The sequence below is a fragment of the Paenibacillus sp. 32O-W genome, from assembly GCF_007679495.1.
GTDB lineage: Bacteria > Bacillota > Bacilli > Paenibacillales > NBRC-103111 > Paenibacillus_L > Paenibacillus_L residui.
The window spans coordinates 17,102-42,452 of the sequence record NZ_VEGP01000021.1 but is presented as its reverse complement, the minus strand read 5'-3'; the positions used below and the strand labels follow the sequence as shown (position 1 = coordinate 42,452).

Annotated in this window: 25 protein-coding genes; 24 read left to right on the top strand and 1 reads right to left on the bottom strand. The window is 51.1% G+C overall.

Features of this window, described 5'->3' with window-relative positions:
- Positions 1 to 5: 5 nt before the first annotated feature.
- The 20 genes from accC (at position 6) to FS806_RS10570 (ending at position 19,584) form a co-directional block, all read left to right on the top strand.
- Positions 6 to 1,361 carry an acetyl-CoA carboxylase biotin carboxylase subunit gene (gene accC, locus FS806_RS10665; protein WP_144935668.1) on the top strand — a complete coding sequence of 452 codons (1,356 nt, stop codon included), beginning with the start codon at positions 6 to 8 and terminating at the stop codon, positions 1,359 to 1,361.
- A 183-nt stretch (positions 1,362 to 1,544) separates the two neighbouring features.
- On the top strand, positions 1,545 to 1,955 hold the full coding sequence (locus FS806_RS10660; RefSeq protein ID WP_144935665.1) for an Asp23/Gls24 family envelope stress response protein: 411 nt from the start codon (positions 1,545 to 1,547) through the stop codon (positions 1,953 to 1,955).
- Between the two features lie 68 nt (positions 1,956 to 2,023).
- Entirely contained in the window at positions 2,024 to 2,584 is a 561-nt protein-coding gene (amaP, locus tag FS806_RS10655) for an alkaline shock response membrane anchor protein AmaP (protein ID WP_144935662.1), read from the top strand.
- A 14-nt stretch (positions 2,585 to 2,598) separates the two neighbouring features.
- Complete coding sequence (locus FS806_RS10650) at positions 2,599 to 2,826, top strand: DUF2273 domain-containing protein (RefSeq protein WP_144935659.1); 228 nt, start codon at positions 2,599 to 2,601, stop codon at positions 2,824 to 2,826.
- 291 nt (positions 2,827 to 3,117) lie between these two features.
- Positions 3,118 to 3,570: a transcription antitermination factor NusB gene (nusB, locus tag FS806_RS10645; protein ID WP_144935656.1), complete on the top strand. Its 453-nt coding sequence runs from the start codon at positions 3,118 to 3,120 to the stop codon at positions 3,568 to 3,570.
- Between the two features lie 107 nt (positions 3,571 to 3,677).
- Positions 3,678 to 4,535, top strand: a complete 858-nt coding sequence (gene folD / locus FS806_RS10640) for a bifunctional methylenetetrahydrofolate dehydrogenase/methenyltetrahydrofolate cyclohydrolase FolD (protein WP_144935653.1) — start codon at positions 3,678 to 3,680, stop codon at positions 4,533 to 4,535.
- Between the two features lie 17 nt (positions 4,536 to 4,552).
- On the top strand, positions 4,553 to 5,926 hold the full coding sequence (xseA, locus tag FS806_RS10635; protein WP_144935650.1) for an exodeoxyribonuclease VII large subunit: 1,374 nt from the start codon (positions 4,553 to 4,555) through the stop codon (positions 5,924 to 5,926).
- Entirely contained in the window at positions 5,901 to 6,155 is a 255-nt protein-coding gene (gene xseB / locus FS806_RS10630) for an exodeoxyribonuclease VII small subunit (RefSeq protein WP_144935647.1), read from the top strand. The genes xseA and xseB overlap by 26 nt, the downstream gene beginning before the upstream one ends.
- Complete coding sequence (locus FS806_RS10625) at positions 6,152 to 7,057, top strand: polyprenyl synthetase family protein (RefSeq protein ID WP_144935644.1); 906 nt, start codon at positions 6,152 to 6,154, stop codon at positions 7,055 to 7,057. The genes xseB and FS806_RS10625 overlap by 4 nt, the downstream gene beginning before the upstream one ends.
- Before the next feature lie 783 nt (positions 7,058 to 7,840).
- Positions 7,841 to 8,479: a hypothetical protein gene (locus FS806_RS10620; protein WP_144935642.1), complete on the top strand. Its 639-nt coding sequence runs from the start codon at positions 7,841 to 7,843 to the stop codon at positions 8,477 to 8,479.
- Complete coding sequence (dxs, locus tag FS806_RS10615) at positions 8,454 to 10,337, top strand: 1-deoxy-D-xylulose-5-phosphate synthase (RefSeq protein ID WP_225312808.1); 1,884 nt, start codon at positions 8,454 to 8,456, stop codon at positions 10,335 to 10,337. Before FS806_RS10620 ends, dxs begins: the two co-directional genes overlap by 26 nt.
- Positions 10,338 to 10,358: 21 nt before the next feature.
- Entirely contained in the window at positions 10,359 to 11,195 is an 837-nt protein-coding gene (locus FS806_RS10610) for a TlyA family RNA methyltransferase (RefSeq protein ID WP_144935636.1), read from the top strand.
- A gap of 134 nt (positions 11,196 to 11,329) precedes the next feature.
- A complete protein-coding gene (locus tag FS806_RS10605) occupies positions 11,330 to 11,797 on the top strand; it encodes a hypothetical protein (RefSeq protein WP_144935633.1) in 468 nt (155 codons plus the stop codon).
- Positions 11,798 to 12,247 (top strand): transcriptional regulator AhrC/ArgR, encoded by a 450-nt coding sequence (ahrC, locus tag FS806_RS10600; protein WP_144935630.1) that lies wholly within the window; start codon positions 11,798 to 11,800, stop codon positions 12,245 to 12,247.
- A gap of 109 nt (positions 12,248 to 12,356) precedes the next feature.
- Positions 12,357 to 14,105, top strand: coding sequence for a DNA repair protein RecN (recN, locus tag FS806_RS10595; RefSeq protein WP_144935627.1), 1,749 nt, complete (start codon positions 12,357 to 12,359; stop codon positions 14,103 to 14,105).
- Positions 14,106 to 14,224: 119 nt separating this feature from the next.
- Positions 14,225 to 15,556, top strand: coding sequence for a SpoIVB peptidase (gene spoIVB / locus FS806_RS10590; protein ID WP_186328314.1), 1,332 nt, complete (start codon positions 14,225 to 14,227; stop codon positions 15,554 to 15,556).
- A 226-nt stretch (positions 15,557 to 15,782) separates the two neighbouring features.
- Positions 15,783 to 16,586: a sporulation transcription factor Spo0A gene (spo0A, locus tag FS806_RS10585; RefSeq protein ID WP_144935621.1), complete on the top strand. Its 804-nt coding sequence runs from the start codon at positions 15,783 to 15,785 to the stop codon at positions 16,584 to 16,586.
- A 411-nt stretch (positions 16,587 to 16,997) separates the two neighbouring features.
- Complete coding sequence (gene steA / locus FS806_RS10580; protein WP_144935619.1) at positions 16,998 to 18,029, top strand: putative cytokinetic ring protein SteA; 1,032 nt, start codon at positions 16,998 to 17,000, stop codon at positions 18,027 to 18,029.
- Positions 18,026 to 18,706, top strand: a complete 681-nt coding sequence (locus FS806_RS10575) for a glycosyltransferase family 2 protein (RefSeq protein WP_144935616.1) — start codon at positions 18,026 to 18,028, stop codon at positions 18,704 to 18,706. Before steA ends, FS806_RS10575 begins: the two co-directional genes overlap by 4 nt.
- A complete protein-coding gene (locus tag FS806_RS10570; RefSeq protein ID WP_186328313.1) occupies positions 18,700 to 19,584 on the top strand; it encodes a hypothetical protein in 885 nt (294 codons plus the stop codon). The genes FS806_RS10575 and FS806_RS10570 overlap by 7 nt, the downstream gene beginning before the upstream one ends.
- Before the next feature lie 2 nt (positions 19,585 to 19,586).
- Here FS806_RS10570 and FS806_RS10565 read toward each other — a convergent pair whose 3' ends face one another.
- Positions 19,587 to 19,856 carry a DUF2627 domain-containing protein gene (locus FS806_RS10565; RefSeq protein ID WP_144935611.1) on the bottom strand — a complete coding sequence of 90 codons (270 nt, stop codon included), beginning with the start codon at positions 19,854 to 19,856 and terminating at the stop codon, positions 19,587 to 19,589.
- Between the two features lie 357 nt (positions 19,857 to 20,213).
- Here FS806_RS10565 and lpdA point away from each other — a divergent pair, with 357 nt between their 5' ends.
- The 4 genes from lpdA to FS806_RS10545 all read left to right on the top strand — a co-directional run bounded on the left by lpdA (position 20,214) and on the right by FS806_RS10545 (position 25,331).
- A complete protein-coding gene (gene lpdA, locus FS806_RS10560) occupies positions 20,214 to 21,635 on the top strand; it encodes a dihydrolipoyl dehydrogenase (protein ID WP_144935608.1) in 1,422 nt (473 codons plus the stop codon).
- Positions 21,636 to 21,947: 312 nt separating this feature from the next.
- Positions 21,948 to 22,949: a thiamine pyrophosphate-dependent dehydrogenase E1 component subunit alpha gene (locus FS806_RS10555; protein WP_144935605.1), complete on the top strand. Its 1,002-nt coding sequence runs from the start codon at positions 21,948 to 21,950 to the stop codon at positions 22,947 to 22,949.
- A gap of 17 nt (positions 22,950 to 22,966) precedes the next feature.
- Complete coding sequence (locus tag FS806_RS10550; protein WP_144935602.1) at positions 22,967 to 23,947, top strand: alpha-ketoacid dehydrogenase subunit beta; 981 nt, start codon at positions 22,967 to 22,969, stop codon at positions 23,945 to 23,947.
- Between the two features lie 61 nt (positions 23,948 to 24,008).
- Positions 24,009 to 25,331, top strand: a complete 1,323-nt coding sequence (locus FS806_RS10545; RefSeq protein WP_144935598.1) for a dihydrolipoamide acetyltransferase family protein — start codon at positions 24,009 to 24,011, stop codon at positions 25,329 to 25,331.
- Positions 25,332 to 25,351: the final 20 nt, after the last annotated feature.

The following is a 25,351-nucleotide window of genomic DNA, read 5'->3' as shown; positions in this document are numbered from 1 at the left end:
ATCGAATGAAGTTCCAAAAAATATTAATTGCAAACCGTGGTGAAATAGCTGTCCGAATCATTCGCGCTTGCCGGGAATTAGGGATTTACAGCGTGGCGGTTTATTCCGAAGCCGACCGTGATTCGCTGCATGTCAAGCTGGCGGACGAGGCCTACTGCATCGGTCCTACGCTTTCCAAGGACAGCTATCTTAATTTTACGAATCTGATGAGTGTTGCCACACTTACGGAAGCGGACGCGATTCACCCGGGCTACGGATTTCTTGCGGAGAACGCCGACTTTGCGGAAATTTGCGAGCGATGCAACATTACCTTCATAGGCCCATCGCCGGATGCGATTTCCCGGATGGGGGACAAGTCGGTAGCCAAGCAGACGATGAAGGAAGCCGGAGTCCCGGTCATCCCGGGTTCGGACGGTCTGATCGTTGAAGTGGAGGATGCTGTCCGGATAGCCCGTGAAATCGGGTATCCCGTCATTATCAAGGCCACCGCAGGCGGCGGGGGCAAGGGGATAAGGATTGCCGAGAACGAGGAATCGCTCATCCAGCAGATTACGACCGCACGTCAGGAAGCGGAGAAGGCGTTCGGAAACGCAGGCGTATATTTGGAGAAATACTTGACGGGCATGAAGCACGTTGAAATACAGATCATTGCCGACAAGTATGGGAACGTTGTTCATTTGGGCGAAAGGGATTGCTCTGTCCAGCGCAGGAGACAGAAGCTGGTGGAAGAAGCTCCATGCCCGGTATTGACGCCGGAAATTCGGGAAAGAATGGGAGAAGCGGCCGTTCGCGCCGCGAAAGCCGTTCAGTATTCGGGGGCGGGAACGCTGGAGTTTCTGCTCGGACCGGATGGAAACTTCTATTTTATGGAAATGAATACGAGAATTCAGGTGGAGCACCCGGTTACCGAAATGATCACGGGCGTCGATATCATCAAGGAAATGATTATGGTTGCACAAGGAGAAGCGCTGTCCATCTCTCAAGAGGATGTTCAAATCGACGGCTGGGCGATAGAATGCCGAATCAACGCAGAGGACCCGGACCGGAATTTCATGCCTTCGCCGGGGCAGATCGATTTCTATCTCGCACCGGGAGGATTCGGGGTCCGCGTCGACAGTGCAGCTTATCCCGGGTACATGATATCCCCCCATTACGACTCCATGATTGCCAAGCTGATCGTATGGGGCAAGACGCGGGAGGAAGCGATAGAACGAATGAAACGCGCACTGATCGAATTTGCGATTGATGGGATCAAGACGACGATTCCTTTCCATCTCAAGCTGCTGAACCATCCGAAATTTCTTAAGGGAGATTTCGATATCAAGTTTCTGGAAGAATATGATGTCAATAAGCAAGGGTAGCCTATTGGCTGTTCGAAGCAAGATGACCGGGAGAGTTCGATCTTTCGCCTGAATTTCCAAGAACCCGGCCCGAAAGAACTTGGATTGTCATATTTTTTCAGCAATGGTATAGTATTTAGATAAGACAGACCTGTCCTTGTACGAGATTCGCACGGTCTGAAAGCGATCAGGAGGTCATTTATTATGAGTACAATTGCCCCGGATTATGAGAAAACGGATTTGGGCAACATTCAGATTGCCCCGGAAGTCATTGAGGTAATTGCCGGTCTGGCAACGATTGAGGTGCCTGGCGTCGCGGGAATGAGCGGCGGTTTCGCGGGCGGTATCGCCGAGCTGCTGGGACGGAAGAACCTGTCCAAGGGAGTCAAGGTGGAAGTAGGACAGAAGGAAGCCGCGATCGATGTTTCTATCATTGTTGAATTCGGTCATAAGATTCCGGAGGTAGCCGGAGAGATTCAACAGAACGTCAAGCAGGCGATTGAGTCGATGACCGGTCTGGATGTAGTGGAAGTCAACGTACATATTCATGATGTTCAATTTAAAGCCGTGGATAAGACGAACGAAGAAGAAACGGCTGTTCAACGTGTTAAGTAAGCCCGCTGAAACCGACTTTAACCCCCTCTTCCAAGCAGGGGGTTTCCTTTAAGGAGGGACAAGCCGCAGTGGCCAAAATCATCGACCGATTGTTATTGTTTATATTCAGTTTGTTTATTATCGTGGCGGCCAGTGTTATGCTGATAGCTACGTTTAATGCTATTCCTATGGAGACGACCAAAAAATTCGTAGAGCAGGTCTATACGGAATATCCGACAGCCGCCGCAGTGATCGCCACGCTCGTCGTCGTTATTCTGATCAGCATCCGGCTATTTGTCATAGCTGTACGTCCGGCTCAAGCGAATGCGGCTTCCATTGATCAGAGAACCGATTATGGAGATATTAGAATATCGCTGGATACGGTTGAGAACCTCGCTTTGAAATCCGCCAACCGGACCCGCGGGGTCAGAGATTTGCGTGCGAGAGTGCGCGTAAGCAATTCCGGGATTGAAATTGAATTGCGCACGGTCGTCGACGGCGAGACGCCTATTCCCGAGATGACCGAGGAGATCCAGCAAGCCGTTAAGCAGTATGTGGAGGAAATCACAGGAATTCCGGTAGCTATCGTTTCGGTCTATGTGGCCAATATCGTCCAGTCCTCCCCAACGTTCAAAAGCCGGGTTGAATAAAGGGGGGTACCGGGATGTTTAAACAGATGCTGGAGGATCGTCCGGGGACCGTCATCGGAACGTTAGGCGGAATTATTCTCGGCATTCTTTATTTGATAGTCGGTTTCTGGGATATGCTGATTTTTGCTTTTATCGTATTTATCGGGTATTATGTTGGAAAAAAAATCGATCTCAAGGAGCTTCGGCTGCAAGCGGGGAACCTTTGGCAATGGTTATCGGAAAGATGGAGAATGTTCAGATAAAATTCCTGCAAAGGACAACTACTCTGATCCGGTTGTTCCTTGCAGGTTTTTTGGCTTTGGATAGAGCCGGGGAAATAGCCCTGGATTTCATGCAGGAAGCTTTCCTGGGCAGAGGTTTCGCGGGGGCAGAAGCTTTATTGGAATAGGGTTAACGGGGCCGCTCGGATTCCGCCGGGATAACCGGAACGTATAGTAGGCTTAACCGCTGAACGCAGAAATTTAGCTGCCAAATTCATCTTCGAAAAGGTTCCGTCAGGAGCTTTTTTACCCTAGATCACAGGAGGAAAATCAATGAAACGGCGCTTAGCCAGAGAATTAGCATTGCAGAGCCTTTATCAAATGCAAATGAACGAGGTCACTTCACGGGAAGCGATTCAGATGGCCATCGAAGAGGCGGTCCATGAGAATGAGGCCGGACTGGAGGTCACTAATGAAGAGATCAGCACCGAGTACATCCGGGAGCTGGTGGATGGAACCTATAACCGTCTTGAGGAGATAGACCGGCTGCTGGAGAAATACATCAAAGGCTGGAAGATGGACCGGCTTTCGAAGGTGGACCGAGAAATACTGCGTCTGGCCACCTACGAAATGATTTACCGGGACGACGTACCGGCGAAGGTTGTCGTCAACGAGGCGATTGAACTGGCCAAGCACTTCGGCAGTGAGGAATCGGGCAAATTCGTTAACGGGGTTCTCGGACAGATGATTCGCGAAGTCGATCAAATCAAAGTGAATTTACAATAAAACACGAACATTCAGCTAGTTTTCCTTCTTATTTTTCGCCTTTACACTACCCGCTCAAAAGGTTAAACTGAAATTAGGAAAACCCTTGACACTAAGGAGGAAAATGAATGGCAGCGGAGAGAATTAACGGAAAACAGATCGTGGCTGAAATCCGCGAGCAAATTTCACAAGAGGTTCAGAGCTTGAAGGATAAAGGAATCCAGCCCGGATTGGCGGTTGTGCTTGTTGGGGACGACCCGGCTTCTGCCGTTTATGTTAGGAATAAGGCGAAGTCCTGCGCGGATGTCGGAATTCATTCCGAGGTCTACCGGCTTCCGGCCGAAACGAGTCAATCGGAGCTATTGCAATTAATCGGGAAGCTTAATGCAGACAGCCATATTCACGGAATTCTGGTGCAGCTTCCGCTGCCTGCTCATATTAACGAAGACGCAGTCATTGACGCCATATCGCCGGACAAGGATGTCGATTGCTTCCATCCCGTCAATGTAGGCAACCTGATGATCGGCAAGCCGGGAATGCTTCCGTGTACGCCGGCGGGGGTTATCGAGGTTTTGAAGAAGATCGGAATTTCGATCGAAGGTAAGCACGCCGTCGTAGTGGGCCGCAGCAATATTGTCGGCAAGCCTATGGCGATGCTGTTATTGCGCGAGAATGCAACGGTTACCGTGTGCCATTCCCGTACTCCGAATATGGAGGAAATAACGAAGCAGGCCGACATTCTGGTTGTTGCCGTGGGCCGGGCGCAGATGATAGAGGCCAGACATATCAAACCGGGGGCCGTAGTCATTGACGTCGGCATGAACCGTCTGGATAACGGAAAGCTGACGGGAGATGTTCATTACGATGATGCCGCGCAAGTGGCGGGCTATATTACTCCCGTACCCGGATGTGTCGGACCCATGACGATTACCATGCTGCTGCAGAATACGCTGCAGGCCGCCAAGAACAAGGCATCTCAAGCCTAGACAAGCGAAAGGTGAACATGAACCGGGATACGATATTTTCTGTAAAAGATCTTACCCGGCATATCAAGGTGACACTGGAAGGCGATGAGCGGCTGCAAAATGTTTGGGTAAGAGGAGAAATTTCGAACTTTACCCACCATTCGAGCGGGCACATGTATTTTACGCTTAAAGACGCCCAAAGCCGGGTAAAGAGCATTATGTTCAACTCCCACAACCAAAGGCTGTCCTTCGTTCCCAAGGAAGGGATGAGGGTGCTGGCGAGAGGGAGTATCTCCATTTATGAAAGAGACGGCCAGTACCAGTTTTATATCAATCAGATGCAGCCCGACGGGATAGGAAACTTGTATCTTGCCTTTGAACAGTTGAAGAAGAAGCTGGAAGCCGAGGGTTTATTCGCGGCGTCGCGCAAGAGGCCGATTCCCCGTTTTCCCCGGGCCATCGGGGTAGTGACTTCGCCCACCGGGGCAGCCGTCCGGGACATTATGACCACCTTGCAGCGGAGGCTCCCTTCGGTGCCGGTACAATTATACCCGGTGCTTGTCCAGGGAAAGCAGGCGGCACCCTCGATCGTCAAAGCGATTGAGACATTCAACCGGACAAGGGAGGTTGACGTGCTCATCGTCGGGCGAGGGGGCGGTTCGCTAGAGGAGCTGTGGGCCTTCAATGAAGAGATCGTCGCCCGCAGCATCTACGCCTCGGAAATTCCCGTTATATCCGCGGTTGGGCATGAGACGGATTTTACGATAGCCGATTTCGTTGCCGATCTGAGGGCGGCAACGCCTACCGCGGCGGCAGAACTGGCGGTTCCCCATCATATGGAACTGAAGCAGCAGCTTCATTATTCGGTTCATCGGCTGCGTCGCGGATTGTACCGAATGCTTCAGGAGCAGCGCGAAAGACTCGACCGGATTAACCGGTCCCAGGTTCTTACGAATCCGCTCAAGCAGCTCCAGCAGCCGGCGGAGCGCTTGGACAGGCTTAAGGAACAACTGCAATTCCGCATTCAGCAGCGATTGTCCGAAGCCAGGAGGAAGCAGTCCCGTCTGGAACAGGCTATCAGCGGCTATAATCCCAAGCGGCAAGCGGAATATGCCCGCAGGCGAACAGCGGACTCGTACAAGCGCATGGTCCAGGCTATGCAGGTGATGTACCGGATGGAGCGAAGCCGGTTCGAATCCCAACTGCGACAGTTGGATTCTCTAAGCCCGCTGAAAATTATGCAGCGCGGATACAGTCTGGTCTATGACGAACAGGAGAAGCGGTTGATCAAATCGATTCGGAGCGTGCAGCCCGGGGATATAGTGAAAGTAAGGTTGACGGACGGACAATTGGATTGCCATGTATGGGGGATGGAGGAAAGGAACGATGACAACGGACAAAACGGAGCTTAGCTTCGAGCAAGCGATGGATAAGCTGGAGGAAATCGTAACCCAGTTGGAAAATGGAGATGTGCCGCTTGAGAAAGCGATTGGCTTATTCCAGGAAGGGATGGAGATGTCCCGGATGTGCAGCCAAAAGCTGGACCAGATCGAACGCAAAATCGAGATGCTGGTGGAGGAGAACGGCACGATAGGCAAGAAGCCTTTTCTAGCGGAAATGGATGAAGGTGAATCAGTTTGAACCGAACTCTAAATATCCAGCAGTATATTAAAGCCTCGGCTGCATCGGTGGAGCAGGAGCTTAAACGTTCGATTCCCGAAGAATGGGAAATACCGGACACCCTGCGGGAAGCGGTCATGTATTCGCTTCTGGCCGGAGGCAAAAGGCTGCGGCCTGTTCTCATGATGGCGGCTGTGGAGGCGCTGGGAGGCGAAGCCGAGACGGCTTTGCCTGTTGCTTGTGCCGTCGAGATGATCCATACCTATTCGCTGATCCATGACGATCTGCCGGCAATGGATAACGATGATTACCGCCGGGGCAAGCTGACGAACCATAAGGTCTACGGGGAAGCCATGGCTATTCTTGCCGGGGATGCTCTGCTTACGCATGCGTTCTACACAGCTGCCCAAGTGTCCCGCAGAGCCGAGGTTCCCGCTGAACGGGCTCTCGCCATTATCGAAATGCTGTCCGAGCTGGCAGGGCCCAAGGGGATGGTAGGCGGACAAGTGGCCGATATGCTCGGTGAGCAGGGGTTGACCAAGCAAGAAGAGCTGGACGGTATCCATAGGCATAAGACCGGGGACTTGATTGTATTTTCGCTCAAAGCGGGAGGGATTCTCGGGGGAGCCAATGCGGAACAATTGACTGCCCTGGAACGATTCGGATACAAGATCGGGCTGGCCTTTCAAATTCAGGACGATATTCTTGATATTACCGGCGACGAGAAGAAGCTGGGCAAATCGGTCAACAGCGACGAGAAGCAGCAGAAGGTGACCTATCCGTATCTTATCGGCCTTGAGGCCTCGCGGCGGAGAGTGGAGAAGCTCACGGAAGAAGGGAAGCAAGCGATCGCTTCCGCAGGCTTCGTTCATCCCGAGCGGTTGAATGATCTTGCCGATTATTTAATGCAGCGCGATTATTGATAGAAGCGCTTTACGCAGGAGATTTGCGCTTATTTGGACGGATACCCCATTTTTCTGTAAGAAGGCTTCCATTGAGAAGGATTTGACTCCTGTGCTATAATGGTAGTCATTATAGGGTGGCGCAGTATTCTAGTCAGTCTACCATTTCTGAGGGCGGGCCTAAAAATTCGCCAAAGGGCACATCGATGAAGTTCCTGGTGTTGGCTTCTAACGCCCAGTTGGGGGCTGATGCTGGGAGTTAAGGTTGGAGGGCGATCCACAAAGGCATGTGGGCGTTGACCCTACTTCCGCGGAGGCCCAAGTTCGTGGCTTTTGCGCCACCGTGCGCTCGGCTACGGCTTGGGGTATGAACCTGCAAAGGCGAGCCTCACTTGTATCAGGGCGGTCAGCCCATGTATACTAAAACGGCTTGCGTGCAGCGTAGCCTGCCTTGAGTGAGTCAGAGGGGATTACAGAAAGTAGGACACTGTTTTTTCGGCCAAAAAAACAGTGGCTGGATGCTGTATGAAATCTGGCTTGCAAAAGAGGCTAAGGAATGGTTAAGGACTGCTGAGGAAAACTCCTAGACTGTTCACTTTCGTGAGGCTTTTTGGGGATTATAGTGTGGACTAAGTGGTAATCCAGTCTGGCGGTCGGTGACGGCGTCAAGACAGGCATAAAGGGAAACCGCCCTGTCGGCGACGACAGGGAGACTTGTCTGGGAAAACCTACTGGACCTAAGCCACAGCGTTTACTCAAGAAGCTGCCACTCCAATCCATGGAATGGGAGACGGTTTTCGAATAATGAAATATTCGTTAAGGCACTCCATGAAATGGAGTATTTTTATATCGGTTGTCACCTTCCTTCTGGCCAGCCTGTTTACGGTTACCTCGACATCTGTTCTCGAAGGAGTTTCCTGGGGCGTCGGGATGATTATTGTTTTAGTGCTGGTTCTGATCGGAGTCTTTTTTGATATATTGGGCTTGGCTGCCGCGGCGGCCAGTGAGGCCCCTTTTCACGGAATGGCATCGGAACGGGTCAGGGGTTCTAAGCATTCCATATACATTGTCCGCAATGCGGATCGGTTTTCGAACTTTTGTAATGACGTTGTAGGGGATATATCCGGGGTGATTAGCGGTGCGGCATCCGCAGTTGTCGTGATCAAGCTGATGGGCAACATCGGGAGCAGCAGCCAGGCGCTAAGCATTGCGGTCAGCGTAGTTTTTACGGCATTGGTTTCGGCCTTGACCGTCGGCGGCAAAGCGATGGGTAAATCGTTTGCTATCCATTATTCAACGGATATCGTGCTCATGATCGGGAAATTATTCTATTATCTGGAGCGTCATCTGAAGATTCGATTCTTTAACCCGAAAAAGCGGAAGCGCAAATCACTCAACGGGAAGCGAGGGAATAAACGTGCTCGAACTAGTGAATCAGCCTGAAGATTTAAAGAGGCTGTCCGTAGCTGAATTGGAAATTTTGGCCGATGAAATCCGTCAATTTTTAATTGAAAAGCTTTCGGTCACCGGGGGCCACCTCGCCCCAAACTTGGGTGTTGTTGAGCTTACGCTGGCGATGCACTATTTGTTTGATAGCCCGAAAGACAAATTTATTTACGACGTAGGCCACCAGTCCTACGTACATAAGATATTGACCGGACGCAAGGATCAATTCCATACCCTGCGCAAGTACAAGGGCTTGTGCGGCTTTGTCAAAAAATCCGAAAGCGAGCACGATGTATGGGAGGCCGGCCACAGCAGCACCTCTCTGTCCGCTGCTATGGGGATGGCGGTTGCCCGGGATTTGAAGGGCGAGGATAATAAAATTATCGCCGTTATCGGAGACGGAGCTATGACCGGGGGTATGGCCCTGGAAGCCATGAATCATATCGGTCATGAGAAGAAGAGGATGATCGTTGTCCTGAATGACAATGAAATGTCCATTGCTCCGAATGTCGGCGCTATTCATAATTATTTGAGCCGGATTCGATCGGATAAGCATTACAAGAAGGCCAAGGAAGAGGTCGAGAATATATTAAAGAAAATTCCCGCCATCGGGGATTCTTTGGCCAAGAAAGCCGAGAAAATAAAAGACAGCTTCAAATATTTGTTAGTGAACGGAGTGCTTTTTGAGGAGCTGGGCTTCACTTATATGGGGCCGATTGACGGGCATAACCTTCCTCTTCTGTTGGATTCGTTCCAGCAGGCGGATAAGGTGGATGGTCCCGTCTTGCTGCATGTCGTTACCATTAAGGGCAAAGGCTACAAGCCGGCGGAGGCCAACTCTCAGGCTTGGCACGGAGCGAGCCCTTACAAAATCGAGTCCGGCCAGATGCTGAAATCGGTAGGTCCGCCAATGTATACCGAAGTGTTCGGCAGTACGCTTATCGAGCTGGCAGAACAAGATTCCCGGATTATTGCGGTGACTCCCGCGATGTCGGCTGGCTCCGGTCTGCTTAAATTCGCTGAACGTTTTCCAAACCGGATGATTGATGTCGGTATCGCCGAGCAGCATGCCGCCACCCTCTGCGGGGCTCTGGCGGGTGAAGGAATGAAGCCGGTATTCGCGGTCTATTCGACCTTCCTGCAGAGAGCGTATGACCAGGTGGTGCACGATATTTGCCGGCAAAATCTGAACGTCGCCTTCGCCATTGACCGTGCGGGGTTCGTTGGACCCGATGGGGAAACCCATCAAGGTGTGTATGATATTGCTTATTTAAGAAGCATTCCGAATATGGTGCTGATGATGCCCAAGGACGAGAACGAATTGCGCCATATGCTGAAAACTGCCCTTGAGTACAACGATGGGCCGATTGCTGTACGCTATCCGAGGATCAATGGTCTGGGTGTGGCGATGGATGAGCAGATGAAGCCCATACCGATAGGGACGTGGGAAGTCGTAAGGGAAGGTGCCGGTTACGCGATTCTCGCGGTTGGACCGATGGTGCAGCTTGCCGAGCAGGCGGCTGAGCTGTTGAAGCCGCAAGGGATGAATGTGCGTGTAATTAACGCCCGCTTCATCAAGCCATTGGATGAAGCAATGCTGCTGCAATTGGCTAAAGAGCGGATCAACATAATCACCATGGAAGAAGGCGCAGCAATGGGCGGCTTCGGAAGTGCGGTGCTCGAGTTCTATGCGAATAAAGGTATTTATGGAATGCAGATTAAGCCGATCGGAGTGCCGGATTATTTTGTAGAGCATGGAAGCATTGCTGAACAGCGGACAGAGGTCGGGCTCACTCCCGAAAATATCGCGCTGCAAATTCAGGCCATGCTGCCCCGCAAAAAAGTCAGAGCCTAGAACGGAGAATTGGATAAGGGAATGCCTTCGGATAAAGAAAGAATTGATTTGCTGTTAGTGGAGCGAGGCTATTATGACAGCCAGGAGAAAGCTAAAGCAGCCATCATGGCCGGAATAGTCTTCGTCGGTGAGGAACGTGTGGAGAAAGCGGGGACCAAGGTTCCCCGTTCTTCCGCGCTGCGGGTCAAAGGCGCCTCTCATCCCTATGTAAGTCGTGGAGGGCTTAAGCTGGAGAAAGCTCTCCGGACCTTCGGGATCGATCTTCGGGACAAGGTGATGCTGGATATAGGAGCCTCTACCGGCGGCTTTACCGACTGTGCCCTCCGGCACGGCGCTTCCTATGTCTATGCCGTTGATGTCGGTTATAATCAGCTCGATTGGGCTATTCGCAGCGATAAGCGGGTGTGTGTTATGGAGCGGACGAACTTCCGTTATTTGGAGCCGGATGCGCTGCAAGGCCCGAAGCCGGAATTCGCATCGATTGACGTTTCGTTTATTTCGCTGAAGCTCATCCTGCCTCCTCTTAAGGCTATACTGGCAGCGGGCTCGGAAACCGTGGCGCTGATCAAGCCGCAATTTGAAGCGGACAGAGGTCAGGTCGGCCCATCGGGGGTCGTCCGCAGCCAGGACGTTCATCGGGAGGTTCTCACCGATATTCTCGATTATGCATCACAATTAGGATTCGCGCTTCAGGGGCTGACCTTCTCACCGATAACCGGAGGGGAAGGAAACATCGAGTTTCTGGCTTATTGGAGGCTCGCTGACACTGCAGGGGAGATACCGGCTGGAATGAACGGATTGATCAGTGAAGTCGTTAATGAGGCTGCTAATACATTAGTGGGGAACCCATCGGAATGATGGGTTTTTTTGTTGCAATCGCGCTTGTCCGAAGGACGACGATAGCCGTTTATCTTTGCATGGAACAGAAAATTTGACGGCTTGTTAAAGGAATTTCGGATCTCGAAAGAGAATAATTGTACCGAGGTGATGGGATGCAAAATATCGATCGGTACATCCTTCTTCTCATTTTGGTTCTTCTTATCGTTTGGGGATGGTCGCGGCTCCGCCGATGGTGGAGCAAGCCTCCGGAGACTGAATGGGAAATTGAAGTCGATGAGGAAATTCCGGTAACGGACGCTGTAGCCTTGCTGGAAGAGTCGGGCTATGAAGTGATGACCTTGAAGCGCAGAGTAAATATTCATATTATGGTTAATGATGAACAGGAATACCAAAGCCGGCTTTTCGTCGATCATTTCGCCCGCAAGGATAACGGACTATATGTTGTCAAGCTGGCCAAGGAGCGTATGCCGTTGGATATGACGGGGAGCGGGTTGAGAGATCGGCTGATGCCTTATGCTTTAATATTCAAGGAAGCGGAAGGAATTCTCTATGTCGATCCGAAGCTTCGCACAATTCATAATATTCGATTTGAAATCGATGGAGATAAAGGTGATGATTAAGTGAAAGGACAAAGACATATTAAGATACGCGAAATTTTAGCCAGTCAGGAAATTGAGACGCAGGATGAATTGGTAGATGCTTTGCGGCAGGCGGGCTTTCAGGTTACGCAGGCGACCGTTTCAAGGGATATTAAGGAGCTCCAATTGGTGAAGACTCCTTTGAATGACGGCCGGTATAAGTATTCTCTTCCTCAGGACAAGCATTTTAACCCGTCTTATCGTTTGAAGAGGTCTCTGACCGATCATTATGTAGGAATTGATTTCACGGACAATCTAGTCGTTATGAAATGTATGCCGGGAACGGCCAATGCGATCGGAGCCTTGATGGACAACTTGGAATGGGAGGAGGTCATGGGCACGATTTGCGGCGACGATACAATCCTCATTATATGCCGGAGCAAGGAACAGAGCAAACAGGTGGTAGACCGCATCCACGGCATGATTTCTTAAGGGGCTTGGCGAAATATTGAAATTTGATTAAAGGGCTACTAGGCAGAAGCATTAGGTCAATTAACTAGAGCCGTTAGTTTAAATTACTGAGCTGCATGGGAGGCTATATATGTTAGCAGAACTGTCCATCCGCAATTTGGCTGTTATCGAATCGGTCCAGCTTTCTTTCCGGGAAGGCTTTCAAGTGCTGACGGGGGAGACGGGAGCCGGAAAATCCATTATTATTGACGCTCTTGGACTGATCGCCGGAGGTCGCAGTTCCTCGGAGCTTGTCCGCTATGGATGCGATAAGGCGGAGATCGAAGCCTTATTCGATCTGGAACCGGATCATCCCGTTTGGGATGTACTGGCGCAGCTGGGGATTGAGGCTTCGCGGGAAGAGCATCTGGTCATCCGCAGGGAAGTATCGGCCCAAGGCAAGAGTGTCAGCCGTATTAACGGGCAATTGGCCAATCTGTCCATGCTGCGCGAAGCCGGGGAATGGCTGGTGAACATACACGGGCAGCATGAGCATCAGTCTCTGATGAAGCCGGAGCAGCATATACATTGGCTGGATCTGTACGGCGGTAAGACACTCCAAGCCGCCAAAGAGGAATATCAGGCCGCGTATACAAAATACAAGAGTTTGCAGAAGCAGTTGAAGGAATTGCAGGAATCCGCCAGGGAAGCGCTTCATCTTCAGGATTTGTACCGGTTTCAGGTAGAGGAGATTTCCGCAGCCGAATTAAAAGCCGGAGAGGATGAATGGTTATCGGAAGAAAAGCACAAGCTAGGAAATGCGGAAAAATTGTTCCAGAGTGTGACGGAGGCTTACGATTCCATTTATGGCGGTGGCGGACGAAGTGCATTGGACGCGGTGGGCAAATGCATTCAGAAGCTGCAGGATATAGCCAGAGTGGATTCCAAGGTCCTTCAACCGTTGGTTGAGCAGATTCAATCGGCATTTTATCAGCTTGAGGATGCCGCTTACCAGCTTCGCGATTACCGGGAGCAAATTGAATTCAATCCAATAAGGCTGGAGGAAATTGAACAGAGACTGGATTTGATTTCTTCCTTTAAACGAAAATACGGTCAAAGCACGGAGGAAATCCTAGCATATTTGGAGCAAATTCAGAAGGAACTGGAGCTTCTGGAAAATAAGGATGAGACGATGCTCAAGCTTCAGAAGGAATGGACGGAATTAAGGGCAGAAGTGATGGCCAAGGCCGAGCGTCTTTCCTCTCTGCGCAAGGAGGCGGCGGTCAAGCTGGCCTCAAGCATAGAGCGTGAGCTGCAAGATTTACATATGGAACGCACCCGAATAGCGGTTCGGGTAGATAGAATGGAAGACCCTAACGGTCCTTCCTTAGATGGTCAGAACGTCCGGATCGGCTCTAATGGAATCGATCAGGTGGAGTTCGTCCTATCCGCCAATCCCGGCGAGCCTCTGCGGCCGCTTAGCAAAATTGCTTCGGGAGGAGAATTGTCGCGCGTCATGCTCGCGATGAAGACGATCTTCGCCAAAGTCGATCAAATTCCTGTATTGGTATTTGACGAAGTGGATACAGGAGTAAGCGGCAGGGCCGCCCAGGCCATAGCGGAGAAATTGTCCCGGCTTTCCAGGGAATGCCAGGTTTTCTCCATTACTCATTTGCCCCAAGTAGCCTGCATGGCGGACGGACATTACCTTATACGCAAAGAGGTGGAAGGGGAGCGGACGTTCACCCTTGTGACCGCTTTGGACGAGCAAGGCCGTATAGTCGAGCTGGCCAGAATGCTCGGCGGAGTCGAGGTGACCGAAACCACCCTTCATCATGCCCAGGAAATGATCCGTTTGGCTATGGACAGAAAGGCTTCCGAAGAAGCGCCAAGCCGTTAATTTCCTTGTCTTTCGTGGCATCATTTACAGTAATAAAACGATTTGGCTGGGGTTAACTTATAGGTACGCTTTTGACGACAAGCCTCGTCAGGCAGCAGAAGTAAGGGAGCGTGGTATGTTTGAACCCCAGCAACAGAACAAGATGGATTGGATTACTCCTCGTCTTCTTCGTAGGTTTAATCAGCGTCTCCGCACCTTTCCAAAGTTTTGCGGCATTCCCCGAGGAGCTGCACATCTTTTCGGGACAAGGCAAGCAGTTGGCATTGTCTATGCCTGTTCAGGCGCAAGTGAGTGTCAAAGACCCGGGAATCATCAAAGTGAACGGCTCCTCCCAGCCTTCGTTCGAATTGAATTTGAAGGAACCATTCACCCTTCAGTCGGAAAAAGTGGGACAGACGGAAATGAAGGTCAAGCTGTTTGGCAAAATTCCGCTAAAGACAGTCAAAGTGAATGTCGTTCCCGATCTGAAGGTCATCCCGGGCGGACAGACGATTGGCGTTAAATTAAAATCGTCCGGAATTCTTGTCGTCGGGCATCATCTGGTGCCGGTATCCGAGGATAAGAAGGTATCCCCGGGGGAGGAAGCGAAGATTCAGGTGGGAGATCTGATTACAGGCATTAACGGGGTGGCCATTAACGATGTCACCAAAGTAGGGGAGCTGGTCAAGAAAGCCGGCGAATCCAATCAGCCGTTGAAGCTGACCGTGAAACGGAACAAAGAACAATTCGATGTTTCCTTGCAGCCCGCTTATGATTTCATCGATAAGGCTTACCGTCTCGGACTTTATATTCGTGATTCTGCTGCAGGTGTCGGAACATTAACCTTCTATGCTCAGGATCAGGGGGTGTATGGTGCTCTAGGACATGTCATTACCGACATGGATGCCCAAACGCCTATTGAAGTGGGGGGCGGCGAGATTGTTCATTCCAACGTTACCTCCATTTCCAAAAGCCAAAGCGGAGAACCGGGGGAGAAGAGAGCTCATTTCTTCAAGGAGAGCAAAGTGATTGGAAACATTGAGAAAAATACGCCTTTCGGTATTTTCGGCCGGATGTTCCAGCAGCCTGACCATGGACTGGAGCACAAACCGATCCCGGTAGCTTTTGCCGAGGAAGTAAAGGAAGGACCTGCACATATTTACACTGTAGTGAACGGCCAGAAGGTCGAGAAATTCGATATTGAAATTATGCATGCAGCAAAGCAGGAGTTTCCGGCAACCAAAGGACTCGTAATTAAAATAACCGATCAGAGACTGTTGGATAAGACCGGAGGAATCGTGCAGGGCATGAGCGGAAGCCCGATTATTCAGAACGGCAAGCTGATTGGAGCGGTGACTCACGTATTTGTTAATGACCCGAGCTCAGGCTATGGCTGTTATATTGAATGGATGCTGCAGGATGCGGGAATTTTACTGAGAAATCCGAATGCCAATAAAGAAAATGCTGCGTAGCCCCAGAATAGGGGCTTTTTTTATTTTTGCGGAATTTGTCTAAACAAAACGCCGGTTTTGTGGGATTTTGTAGAAAAAGAAAGAAATATAACTAAAATTATTAATTATAAATCATTACCGAAAAAAAAGAAAGAAAAATAATTTTCGACAGCAGGAATTTAAATTCAGATGTCGAAATGGTTTAAGGTAAGAAGCTCTCATTCCAGTTCATAAGGAGGATAATAGCTTGCAAAAGATCGAAGTGCTGTTAGCGGATGACAACCGGGAATTTACAAACTTGCTTTCGGAGTTTATTGATAACCAAGAGGATATGGAAGTTACTGGCGTTGCTTATAACGGAAATGAAGTTCTTCGTTTGATTGAACAGCAGGATAAGGTTCCGGACATTCTGATCCTGGACATTATAATGCCGCATCTGGACGGTTTGGGCGTGCTGGAGAAGCTGCGCGAGATGAATTTGTCGCCTCAACCGAAAATTATAATGCTGACCGCATTCGGGCAGGAGACCATCACGCAGAAAGCTGTACAGCTCGGTGCTTCTTATTATATTTTGAAGCCGTTTGACATGGAAGTGCTGACCAGCCGTATCCGGCAACTCGTCGCCAATAACCAGAACTCGGTCACTTCCACTGCCGCTTCTTCTTCGAAGAGCAATGTTGTTCCAATGACGAAGGGCCGCAATCTGGATGCCAATATTACAAGCATTATCCATGAAATCGGAGTACCTGCCCACATTAAGGGCTATCAATATTTGCGCGAAGCGATAACGATGGTCTACAACAACATCGAAATTTTGGGCGCCATTACCAAGACATTATACCCGGCCATTGCGGAGAGGTATAAGACGACTCCGAGCCGGGTGGAGAGAGCCATTCGCCATGCTATTGAAGTAGCCTGGACGCGCGGCAATATCGATTCCATCTCGCACTTGTTCGGTTATACGATCAACATCAGCAAAGCTAAGCCGACCAACAGCGAATTTATCGCAATGGTGGCGGACAAGCTGCGTATTGAGCATAAGGTGTCGTGAAAGCAAGAGCAGGATTCCGGAAATTCCTGATTGCCTAAACGGAAGCTATGCTGCTCAGTCGAAGGACGGCTGAGAATCATCGGGTTGTCCAGTGAATCATATAAACCCGTTTTGGTTGAAAATTATACAACCTAAGGCAGAGCCGGTACGAATCCGGACTCTGCTTTTTTTACCACATTAGAAAGTTTAAGTTCATTAAAGCATTAAAATGGAACAACTTTCTAATTGGCATAAAAAGCTACCTTTAAAACCGGGTTATTCATCTTAGAATAGGCTCCGTTAAGAGCTTTTTTTAAAATCTACACTCCCGGCCGGGTGTTTTTACAATCGGGGCTTCGTTACCAAGAATGGTTTGCGCCGGATAGGCAACACTAAAGAGAAGCAAATCAATACGGAACGGAGTGCTTGACATTGGCAGTAGTTGCGGAGGATACGGCAGGCATCGTCATTAAAGGCAGAATAAAAGCGGGACGAAGGACCAAGACTCTTCTTCCTTTCCTTAAGCAAGGAATGATTGCCTTATTGCAGCATTCCAATCTGGATGTGACGACGGCTGAGACTATAGCGAGGGCCGGGGTGTCGGCCGTCATTAATGCGGGCAAATTTATTACCGGCGACTTTCCCGCTGGAGGAGCGAATGTACTGCTCCAGGCAGGCATTCCAATGTATGAAATCAGCCCGCAGCAGTATGACCGGTTTAATGATGGGCAAGAGGTCTGTATAACGGGACCGATGATTCGCACGGACGATTTCCTGATCCCTTGCCGCAAGCTCAATGAAGACGGCTTAAGGGATGCTTATGTACGCTCACTCAACGACTACCCCGGCCTTTGCTACCAATTTGTTACCAACTCATTAATCTTTGCCGATATGGACAAAGAATGGCTGTTTGAGCCGGGCAAGCCGCTTCGCTTGCGGACATCCCTGCAAGGGAAAGAGGTGCTTGCAGTCATTCGCGGTCCCCATCACGAAGATGATTTGGAGGCGCTTGAACCATACATTGCCGCCTCCCGACCGATCTTGATAGGAGTGGACGGAGGGGCCGACGCCTTGCTCCACTGCGGATATACACCAAACATCATTATCGGGGATATGGACAGCGTGAGCGACAGGGCCCTCTGCTGTGGCGCTGAAATCGTCGTCCATGCTTATACGGATGGAAGAGCCCCCGGTTTGCAGAAAACCGCACTATACGGACTGTCCGCCCAGGTTTGGAAATGCCGGGGGACAAGTGAGGATGCTGCTTTACTGCTTGCTTATGAACAAGGAGCCGACAAAATCGTCGCCGTCGGCACCCATACGGGGATATTGGATTTCCTGGGCAAAGGACGGAAGGGAATGGGCAGCTCGCTGTTGGTGCGGATGATGCTGGGGGACAAGCTGATCGATGCCAAAGGATATAGCCGGTTAACCCGATCGATAATCGCGGGAGCCCTGCAATGAAGGCTGTCTCCATCATTATTCCGGCCTGGAACGAGGAACGGACGATTGCCGCAACTTTACAGGCGCTGCAGTCTCTGGTTGAAGAAATCGGCGCCGAAATCATCGTCGTGGACGACGGAAGTACGGACCGGACGGCGGAGGAGGCGGAACCTTTATGCACGCGGCTGATTCGTCTGCCCCTCAATCTCGGGAAAGGCAGGGCGCTTCATTCAGGGATTGAAGCGGCTTCAGGAGAGATTTTCCTATTTCTGGATGCGGATTTGCAAGAAAGCGCCGAACACGCAGGCTTATTGCTAAGACCTGTATTGGAGGATACGGCGGATATGGCGGTGGCCTGCTTTGCTCCCGCCAAGAAGCGGGGAGGATTGGGCTTGGTCAAGCTGCTTGCGCGCTATGGGATAATGGCGCTGAGCGGCTTCCGATGCCAAGCGCCATTATCCGGCCAAAGAGCCGTTCGCAAGCAGGTGCTGGAGAAGATTACTTTATCCGACGGATTCGGTGTTGAAGTGGGGCTGACCATTGATGCCGCTGGGCTGGGCTTCAGAATCGTAGAGGTGGGAATTCCGTTCCGGCACAGGCTGACGGGCAATGATGCAGCGGGATGGATGCACCGGGGCAAGCAATTCGCTGAAGTAGGGCGAACATTATGGAGTAAATGGAGGAAGCCGGTATGCTAGCTTGGGCTATTTTGTTTACAGTCTTATTCATAGCTTCCGCTTATTTGCTTCTTCCTCCGACTCTCCGTTTATTGACGGCTCAAGGGCTGGTCAGGGAAAATTATACCGGCAAAGCGATACCGACCGGTCTCGGAATTTATTTGCTTCTATTGGCTATCGGCTATGGTTGGATAATGGAAGCCGGAGCTTCCGTCGACTGGCTTCGGGAACCGCTCAGAAGTGCACTTGTGCAGGGCGGAATTCCTTTCTCGTATCCCGTTTATCTGATCGCACTCACGGCGGTAGGGTTGACCGGCTGGTGGGATGACCGGTGGGGGGATGCGGAAATAAAGGGTCTCAAAGGTCATTGGAACACGTTAATCCGGGATGGAATCGTTACCTCGGGGACGGCTAAAGCTCTAGTTGCTTTAGCAATGGCGGTATGGATTTCTTTCATGACGGCAGGAATGGAGCTGCGGGGAATGCTGGGGGTTCTGCTGATCCCGCTTATGACCAATACCATTAATCTTATGGACGTACGCCCCGGCAGAGCGCTAAAGGCGTTTACCGTCATATCGCTAATGCTGATCGGTGTAGCGGCCGCAGCGGGGAAAGCGCCGGGTATCGCCGTTTATATGTTCCCGCTGTGGGTCGGTGCGTTTATGCTATTTCCCCGGGATCTGCGGGGGGAGCTGATGATCGGCGATACGGGGGCCAATCTACTAGGGTTCGCCGCAGGCAGTCTATGGTTCTCGGTTTCCCCGGTCTGGCTGACCATATGCGTCGTCCTCCTCCTGGCTTTGCTACACCGCTTCGCAGAGCGCCGCTCGATTACGGATCTTATTGCCGGCATTCGCTGGCTCTCGCGGATGGACCGGTGGGGCAGAACTCAAGAATAGTGTTAGCGGGTCCGCTTTTTCTTGAAGCGGGGAGCCACATAGTTTCTTTTCTGATCCCGGAAGAAAATCCAGCCGGCAATAAAGCCTACCCCGACTATAAATAAAAGCAGTCCCAGTAAAAATTTCCCCCAGGCAAAAGAAACCTGCGGATCAAATTGCTCAAAGATCGTATTTTTCATTAGCAGGAAGCCATAGGTTGCTCCAATTCCCGGTATGACCAACAACAGTGCCGCAATCATTCGGGAAGCGGAGCTTGGATTTTTGTCGCTCATCTTGTATTCTCCATCCAATTGATCTATTTCTCTTTATCATACAAGGAATGGGCGAATGTGTCTAATTCGACTCTATGATAATATTTTCCGATATTCTTTCGCTATGCAGACAAGCTTGTCCGAATTATAGGAAAATAACGCCTCTGTGCCGTTTGGTTAACTTTTCATCGTATCGGGGGCTTGCGAGCTCTTGTGGTACCGTTAGAGAAGTTTTTCGCACAAATACTATATTTATGGCAGACAAAAAGAGTACAATAAATGATGCAGCCGTCTATTCATTCCGGCTCAAAACGTTTAATGGATCAGTAATTAATTATTATAGCAGGCGAGCCTGTCAATATATCAGGGGGTAAGAGGATGTCCAACCAATATGATATAGCTGTGCTTGGGGGCGGTACAGGAGGATACGCAGCCGCCATCCGTGCGGCCCAATTGGGCAAGAAGGTTGTCGTAATAGAAAGGGACAAGCTGGGGGGAACCTGCCTTCATCGGGGATGCATTCCCAGCAAGTCGCTGCTGAGAAGCGCAGAGCTCTATGCCGAGATGAAGCAGAGTGAAGACTATGGGATTAGCGTCTCTTCCTTGGCTCTAAATTATTCCAAGGTGCTGGAGCGCAAACAGAAGGTGGTCGAACAGCTGCATCAAGGCGTTCAATATTTGATGAAGAAAAACAAAATCGATGTCGTTTCCGGGAACGGCCGCATCATCGGGCCTTCTATTTTCTCCCCCAGAAGCGGCTCTATTGCCGTTGAGAAGGCGGACGGAGAGATGGAGACGATTGTTCCCCAGCATCTTATCATTGCTACGGGCTCCAGACCGAAAACTCTTGACGGCCTCGAGGTGGACGGGGAGACCGTCTTAACCAGTGATGAGGCGCTCGGATTGGAAGAGCTTCCTTCTTCCGTTCTCATTGTGGGGGGCGGAGTGATCGGTGTGGAGTGGGCTTCCATGCTTAACGATTTCGGGGTTAGCGTGACCTTGGTTGAATTCGCAGAGCGGATTCTTCCGATGGAGGACGATGAGATTTCGAAGGAAATGGCAAGAATCCTCGCGAGAAGAGGGATCAAGCTTTATACCGGGGCTAAGGTGCTTCCTGATACTATGGTCAAGGAAGCCGGCACAGTCCGTATTGAAGCTGTACATAACGGAAGCTCAATTGAGCTGACAGCCGACAAGATCATTGTTAGCGTCGGCAGACAGGCGAATGTGGAGAATATTGGACTGGAGAATACCGACATCCGTGTGGAGCGCGGGGTAATTAAAGTCAACAAGCATCTGCAGACGGCGGAGCCTCACATCTATGCTATAGGGGATGTCATTGGAGGACTGCAGCTTGCCCATGCGGCCACTCATGAAGCGATAGCGGCTGTGGATCATATAGCGGGCCTGGAGCCGAACCGACTGCCCGACCACCGGATTCCCCGCTGTATTTATACCCGGACTGAAGCGGCCAGCACCGGATGGACCGAGGCGCAGGCCAGGGAGCAGGGGTATGATGTCAAGGTCGGCAAAATTCCATTCAAAGCGATCGGCAAGGCGTTGATTCACGGAGACAGCGAAGGGTTTGTCAAGGTTATCGCCGACCGCAAGACCAACGACCTCCTGGGAGTTCATATGATCGGGCCGAGGGTAACCGAATACATTGCCGAGGCTTCATTGGCTCAGCTTCTGGACGCTGCTCCATGGGAAGTATCCTTGGCGGTGCATCCTCATCCCACACTTTCGGAAATTTTGGGCGAAGCGATGCTGGCCGTTGACGGCCGGGCCATCGGATTGTAATTGGGATTGCATCCGAGAAACTGGAACTATTCATAGACCTGGCTGAATATAGTATGATATACTAAAGTTAAGTCTTAAGACCAGGTAATAATTTTGTGAGAAACCTGGTAATAATGATTATAGGAAGTTTGAAGACCGATAAGAGATTACAACGATTGGAAACAACTTATTTCAGGCACGAAGTTGATCAGACTTTAGACTATGCACTTAATCGATGGAAATGAGTAGCCAATTGTCCCGATTCGAGCAAGCTGCATGTTTTCAAGACCTAGAGGATTTAACCAGCTTTTCAAAAAAAGGAGGTTTCGCTCCATGTCTATCGGACAACTGACCAAACACCGTTCCTTGGGCTTATCCGATCAGCAGGTCATAGAAATGTATCGAAATATGGTGAGAGCGCGGAAATTCGACGAGCGGTGCTTGCTTCTGCAACGAGCGGGCAAAATTCAGTTCCATGTTTCCGGGATCGGCCAGGAGGCTGCCCAGGTTGGATCGGCCTTTGCCCTGAACCGGGAAGAGGACTATTTTCTGCCGTATTATCGGGATTACGCCTTTGTGTTAAGTGTCGGAATGACCATGAAGGAATTGATGCTTTCGGTATTTGCCAAGGCGGAAGATCCGAATAGCGGGGGCCGGCAAATGCCCGGGCATTTCGGCCATAAGAAACTCCGTATCGTGACCGGATCGAGCCCTGTAACGACACAGGTGCCTCATGCGGTTGGCATTGCTCTGGCCGCCAAGATGAACCGCAAGCCGTTCGTATCCTTCGCCACCTTCGGTGAAGGATCCAGCAATCAGGGAGATTTTCATGAAGGCTGCAACTTCGCGGGAGTGCATAATCTGCCGGTCATTCTTATGTGCGAGAACAATCAATATGCCATATCGATACCGCTGGAGAAGCAAGTCGCCGGGCAAGTGGTGGACCGGGCTATCGGATACGGATTTCCCGGTGTCCGGGTGGACGGCAACGATGTGCTCGAAGTTTACCGCGTCATTAAGGAAGCCCGTGAACGGGCGCTCCGCGGGGAAGGTCCCACATTGGTCGAGGCGGTCATGTATCGCTTGTCTCCTCACTCAACCTCCGATAATGACATGCTTTACCGGACCAAAGAAGAGGTGGAGCAGCACTGGAAGCACGACGGCTTGCCGAAATTCAAGCAATATTTGACCGATTGCGGAATCTGGACGGAGGACAAGGACCGTGAGCTTCATGAAGCGGTGCAGCGGGAAGTGAACGAGGCGACCGATTATGCCGACCGCCAGCCTTATCCCGAGCCCGAAGATTTGATGCTTCACGTTTACGCACAACCTTAAACAAGGAGGACTACCGGGTGGCAGTGATCACATATTTGGAAGCAATTCGTTCCGCAATGCAGGAAGAAATGCAAAGGGATGATCAAGTTTTCGTTCTTGGGGAAGACGTTGGCAAAGGCGGGGTCAATAATGCGACCAAGCACTTGCGGGATTTATATGGTGAGGAACGGGTGCTGGATACCCCGCTGGCCGAATCGGCGATAGCGGGGGTCGCTATAGGTGCCGCTATGTACGGAATGAGACCGATTGCCGAAATGCAGTTCGCGGATTTTATCTTCCCGGCTACGAATCAAATCATCAGCGAGGCGGCCAAAATTCATTACCGTTCCAACGGGGATTGGACTTGCCCGGTTGTCATCCGGGCTCCTTACGGCGCAACGGGGGGCGGCGGACTCTATCATTCCCAATGCCCGGAATCGGTATTTTTCGGCACACCGGGATTGAAGCTGGTGGCTCCGTCCACGCCTTATGATGCGAAGGGATTGCTGAAAGCGGCGGTCAGGGATGAAGACCCGGTCCTGTATTTTGAACATAAAAAATGCTATCTGCTTATTTCCGGGGAAGTGCCGGATGAAGATTATATCGTGCCGATCGGTAAGGCGGATGTCAAGAGGCAGGGGACGGACATCACGGTCATCACCTACGGAATGACGGTTCATTATGCTTTGAAGGCTGCGGAGGAGCTCGAAGAGGAAGGAATCAGCACTCATATATTGGATCTGCGGACCCTGCAGCCGCTCGATAACGAGGCGATTCTGGAGGCGGCGGCGAAGACCGGCAAGGTACTTATCGTTCATGAAGATAACAAGACTGGCGGGGTTGGAGCCGAAGTGTCGGCGATTATTTCCGAAGAGATGTTTTATGACCTGGATGCTCCTATTATGAGACTGTGCGGCCCCGATGTTCCGGCAGTCGGCATGAGCCCTACGCTGGAGAAGAATTTTCTGCTGAATCCGGAGAAGCTTAAGGAAGCGATGAGGCAACTGGCCGCTATTTAAAGCTCCTGGCGAAATATGAAGATGAAATCCGGAGAGAAAGGATCCTTAGGAGGATGAATGAATGAATCAAACCAAAGGGCGGGAAGTTGAAGTCACCGTTCCCCACCTGGCCGAAACGCTCGTATCGGCTACAGTTAGCAAATGGCTCAAGCAGCCTGGAGATTATATTCAGCAATACGAAGTGTTATGCGAATTGATGACCGAAAAAGTAAACGTGGAGATGCCGTCGACCGTTGAAGGAACGATAACCGAAATTCGGGTGAAGGAAGGGGAAACCGCGGATGTCGGGGATGTGCTCTGTATCGTTCGTCTGGAGAAGGATGCAGAGATGGAGTCGGCAGACAGCAAACCGTCCGTATCAAGCGGAGAGCGGGTTAAGCCTGAAGAGGCCGAGTCCGGGCTGCGTTCCCGTTATTCGCCTGCCGTATTGAAAATAGCGGCGGAGAATAACATTAATTTGGATGAGGTGGAGGGTACCGGGCTGGGCGGCCGGATTACACGGAAGGACGTTCTGGCCTATGCGAGCAAGCGGGAAGAGGCGCCGCTGCCGGGAGCCCAAGCCAAATCGAAGGCAGATGCGGTGAATCCGCCGGCTCCCCAGGTTCCGGTGCGCACCACCGGGCTGCATCTGTCCCAGGATCCGCCGATCTCCTGGGTGAAGCTGGAGGATCCCCAGCAGGCGGGTACAGGGGATCACTATATCGACGTGACTCCCATTCGGCATACTATTGCCAGCCGGACTCGGCAGAGCGTATCGGAAATTCCGCATGCCTGGACGATGATTGAGGTGGATGTCACCAATCTGGTCGTGCTCCGCAACAAGTGGAAGGAAGAATTCCGGCGGAAAGAAGGCATCAACCTGACCTATCTGGCCTTTTTACTGAAGGCGGTCGTCAGTGCCATCCGCGATTATCCGATTATGAATTCGGTCTGGGGCGTCGACAAAATTATTGTCAAGAAAGATATCAATCTTTCCTTGGCTGTAGGTACGGAGGACATGGTGGTCACACCGGTCATCAAAAATGCGGACCAAAAAAATATAGCCGGCTTGGCGCGGGAAATCGACCAATTGACGAAAAAGGCGCGGGCAGGCAAGCTTGGGCTAGATGATATGCAGGGGGGAACCTTCACCGTTAACAACACCGGTTCCTTCGGGTCGATCCTATCCTATCCGATTATCAATTACCCGCAGGCGGCTATCCTTACCTTCGAATCGATCGTCAAGAAGCCGGTTGTCATTCAGGACATGATCGCTGTCCGCTCCATGGTCAATCTGTGTCTCTCCCTGGATCACCGGATTCTGGACGGGGTCATCTGCGGCCGATTCCTGCAAAGGGTAAGGGAAAATCTGGAAGGCTACAATGCCGACACGAATATTTACTAGAGCGTAAGGTACCAAGCAAG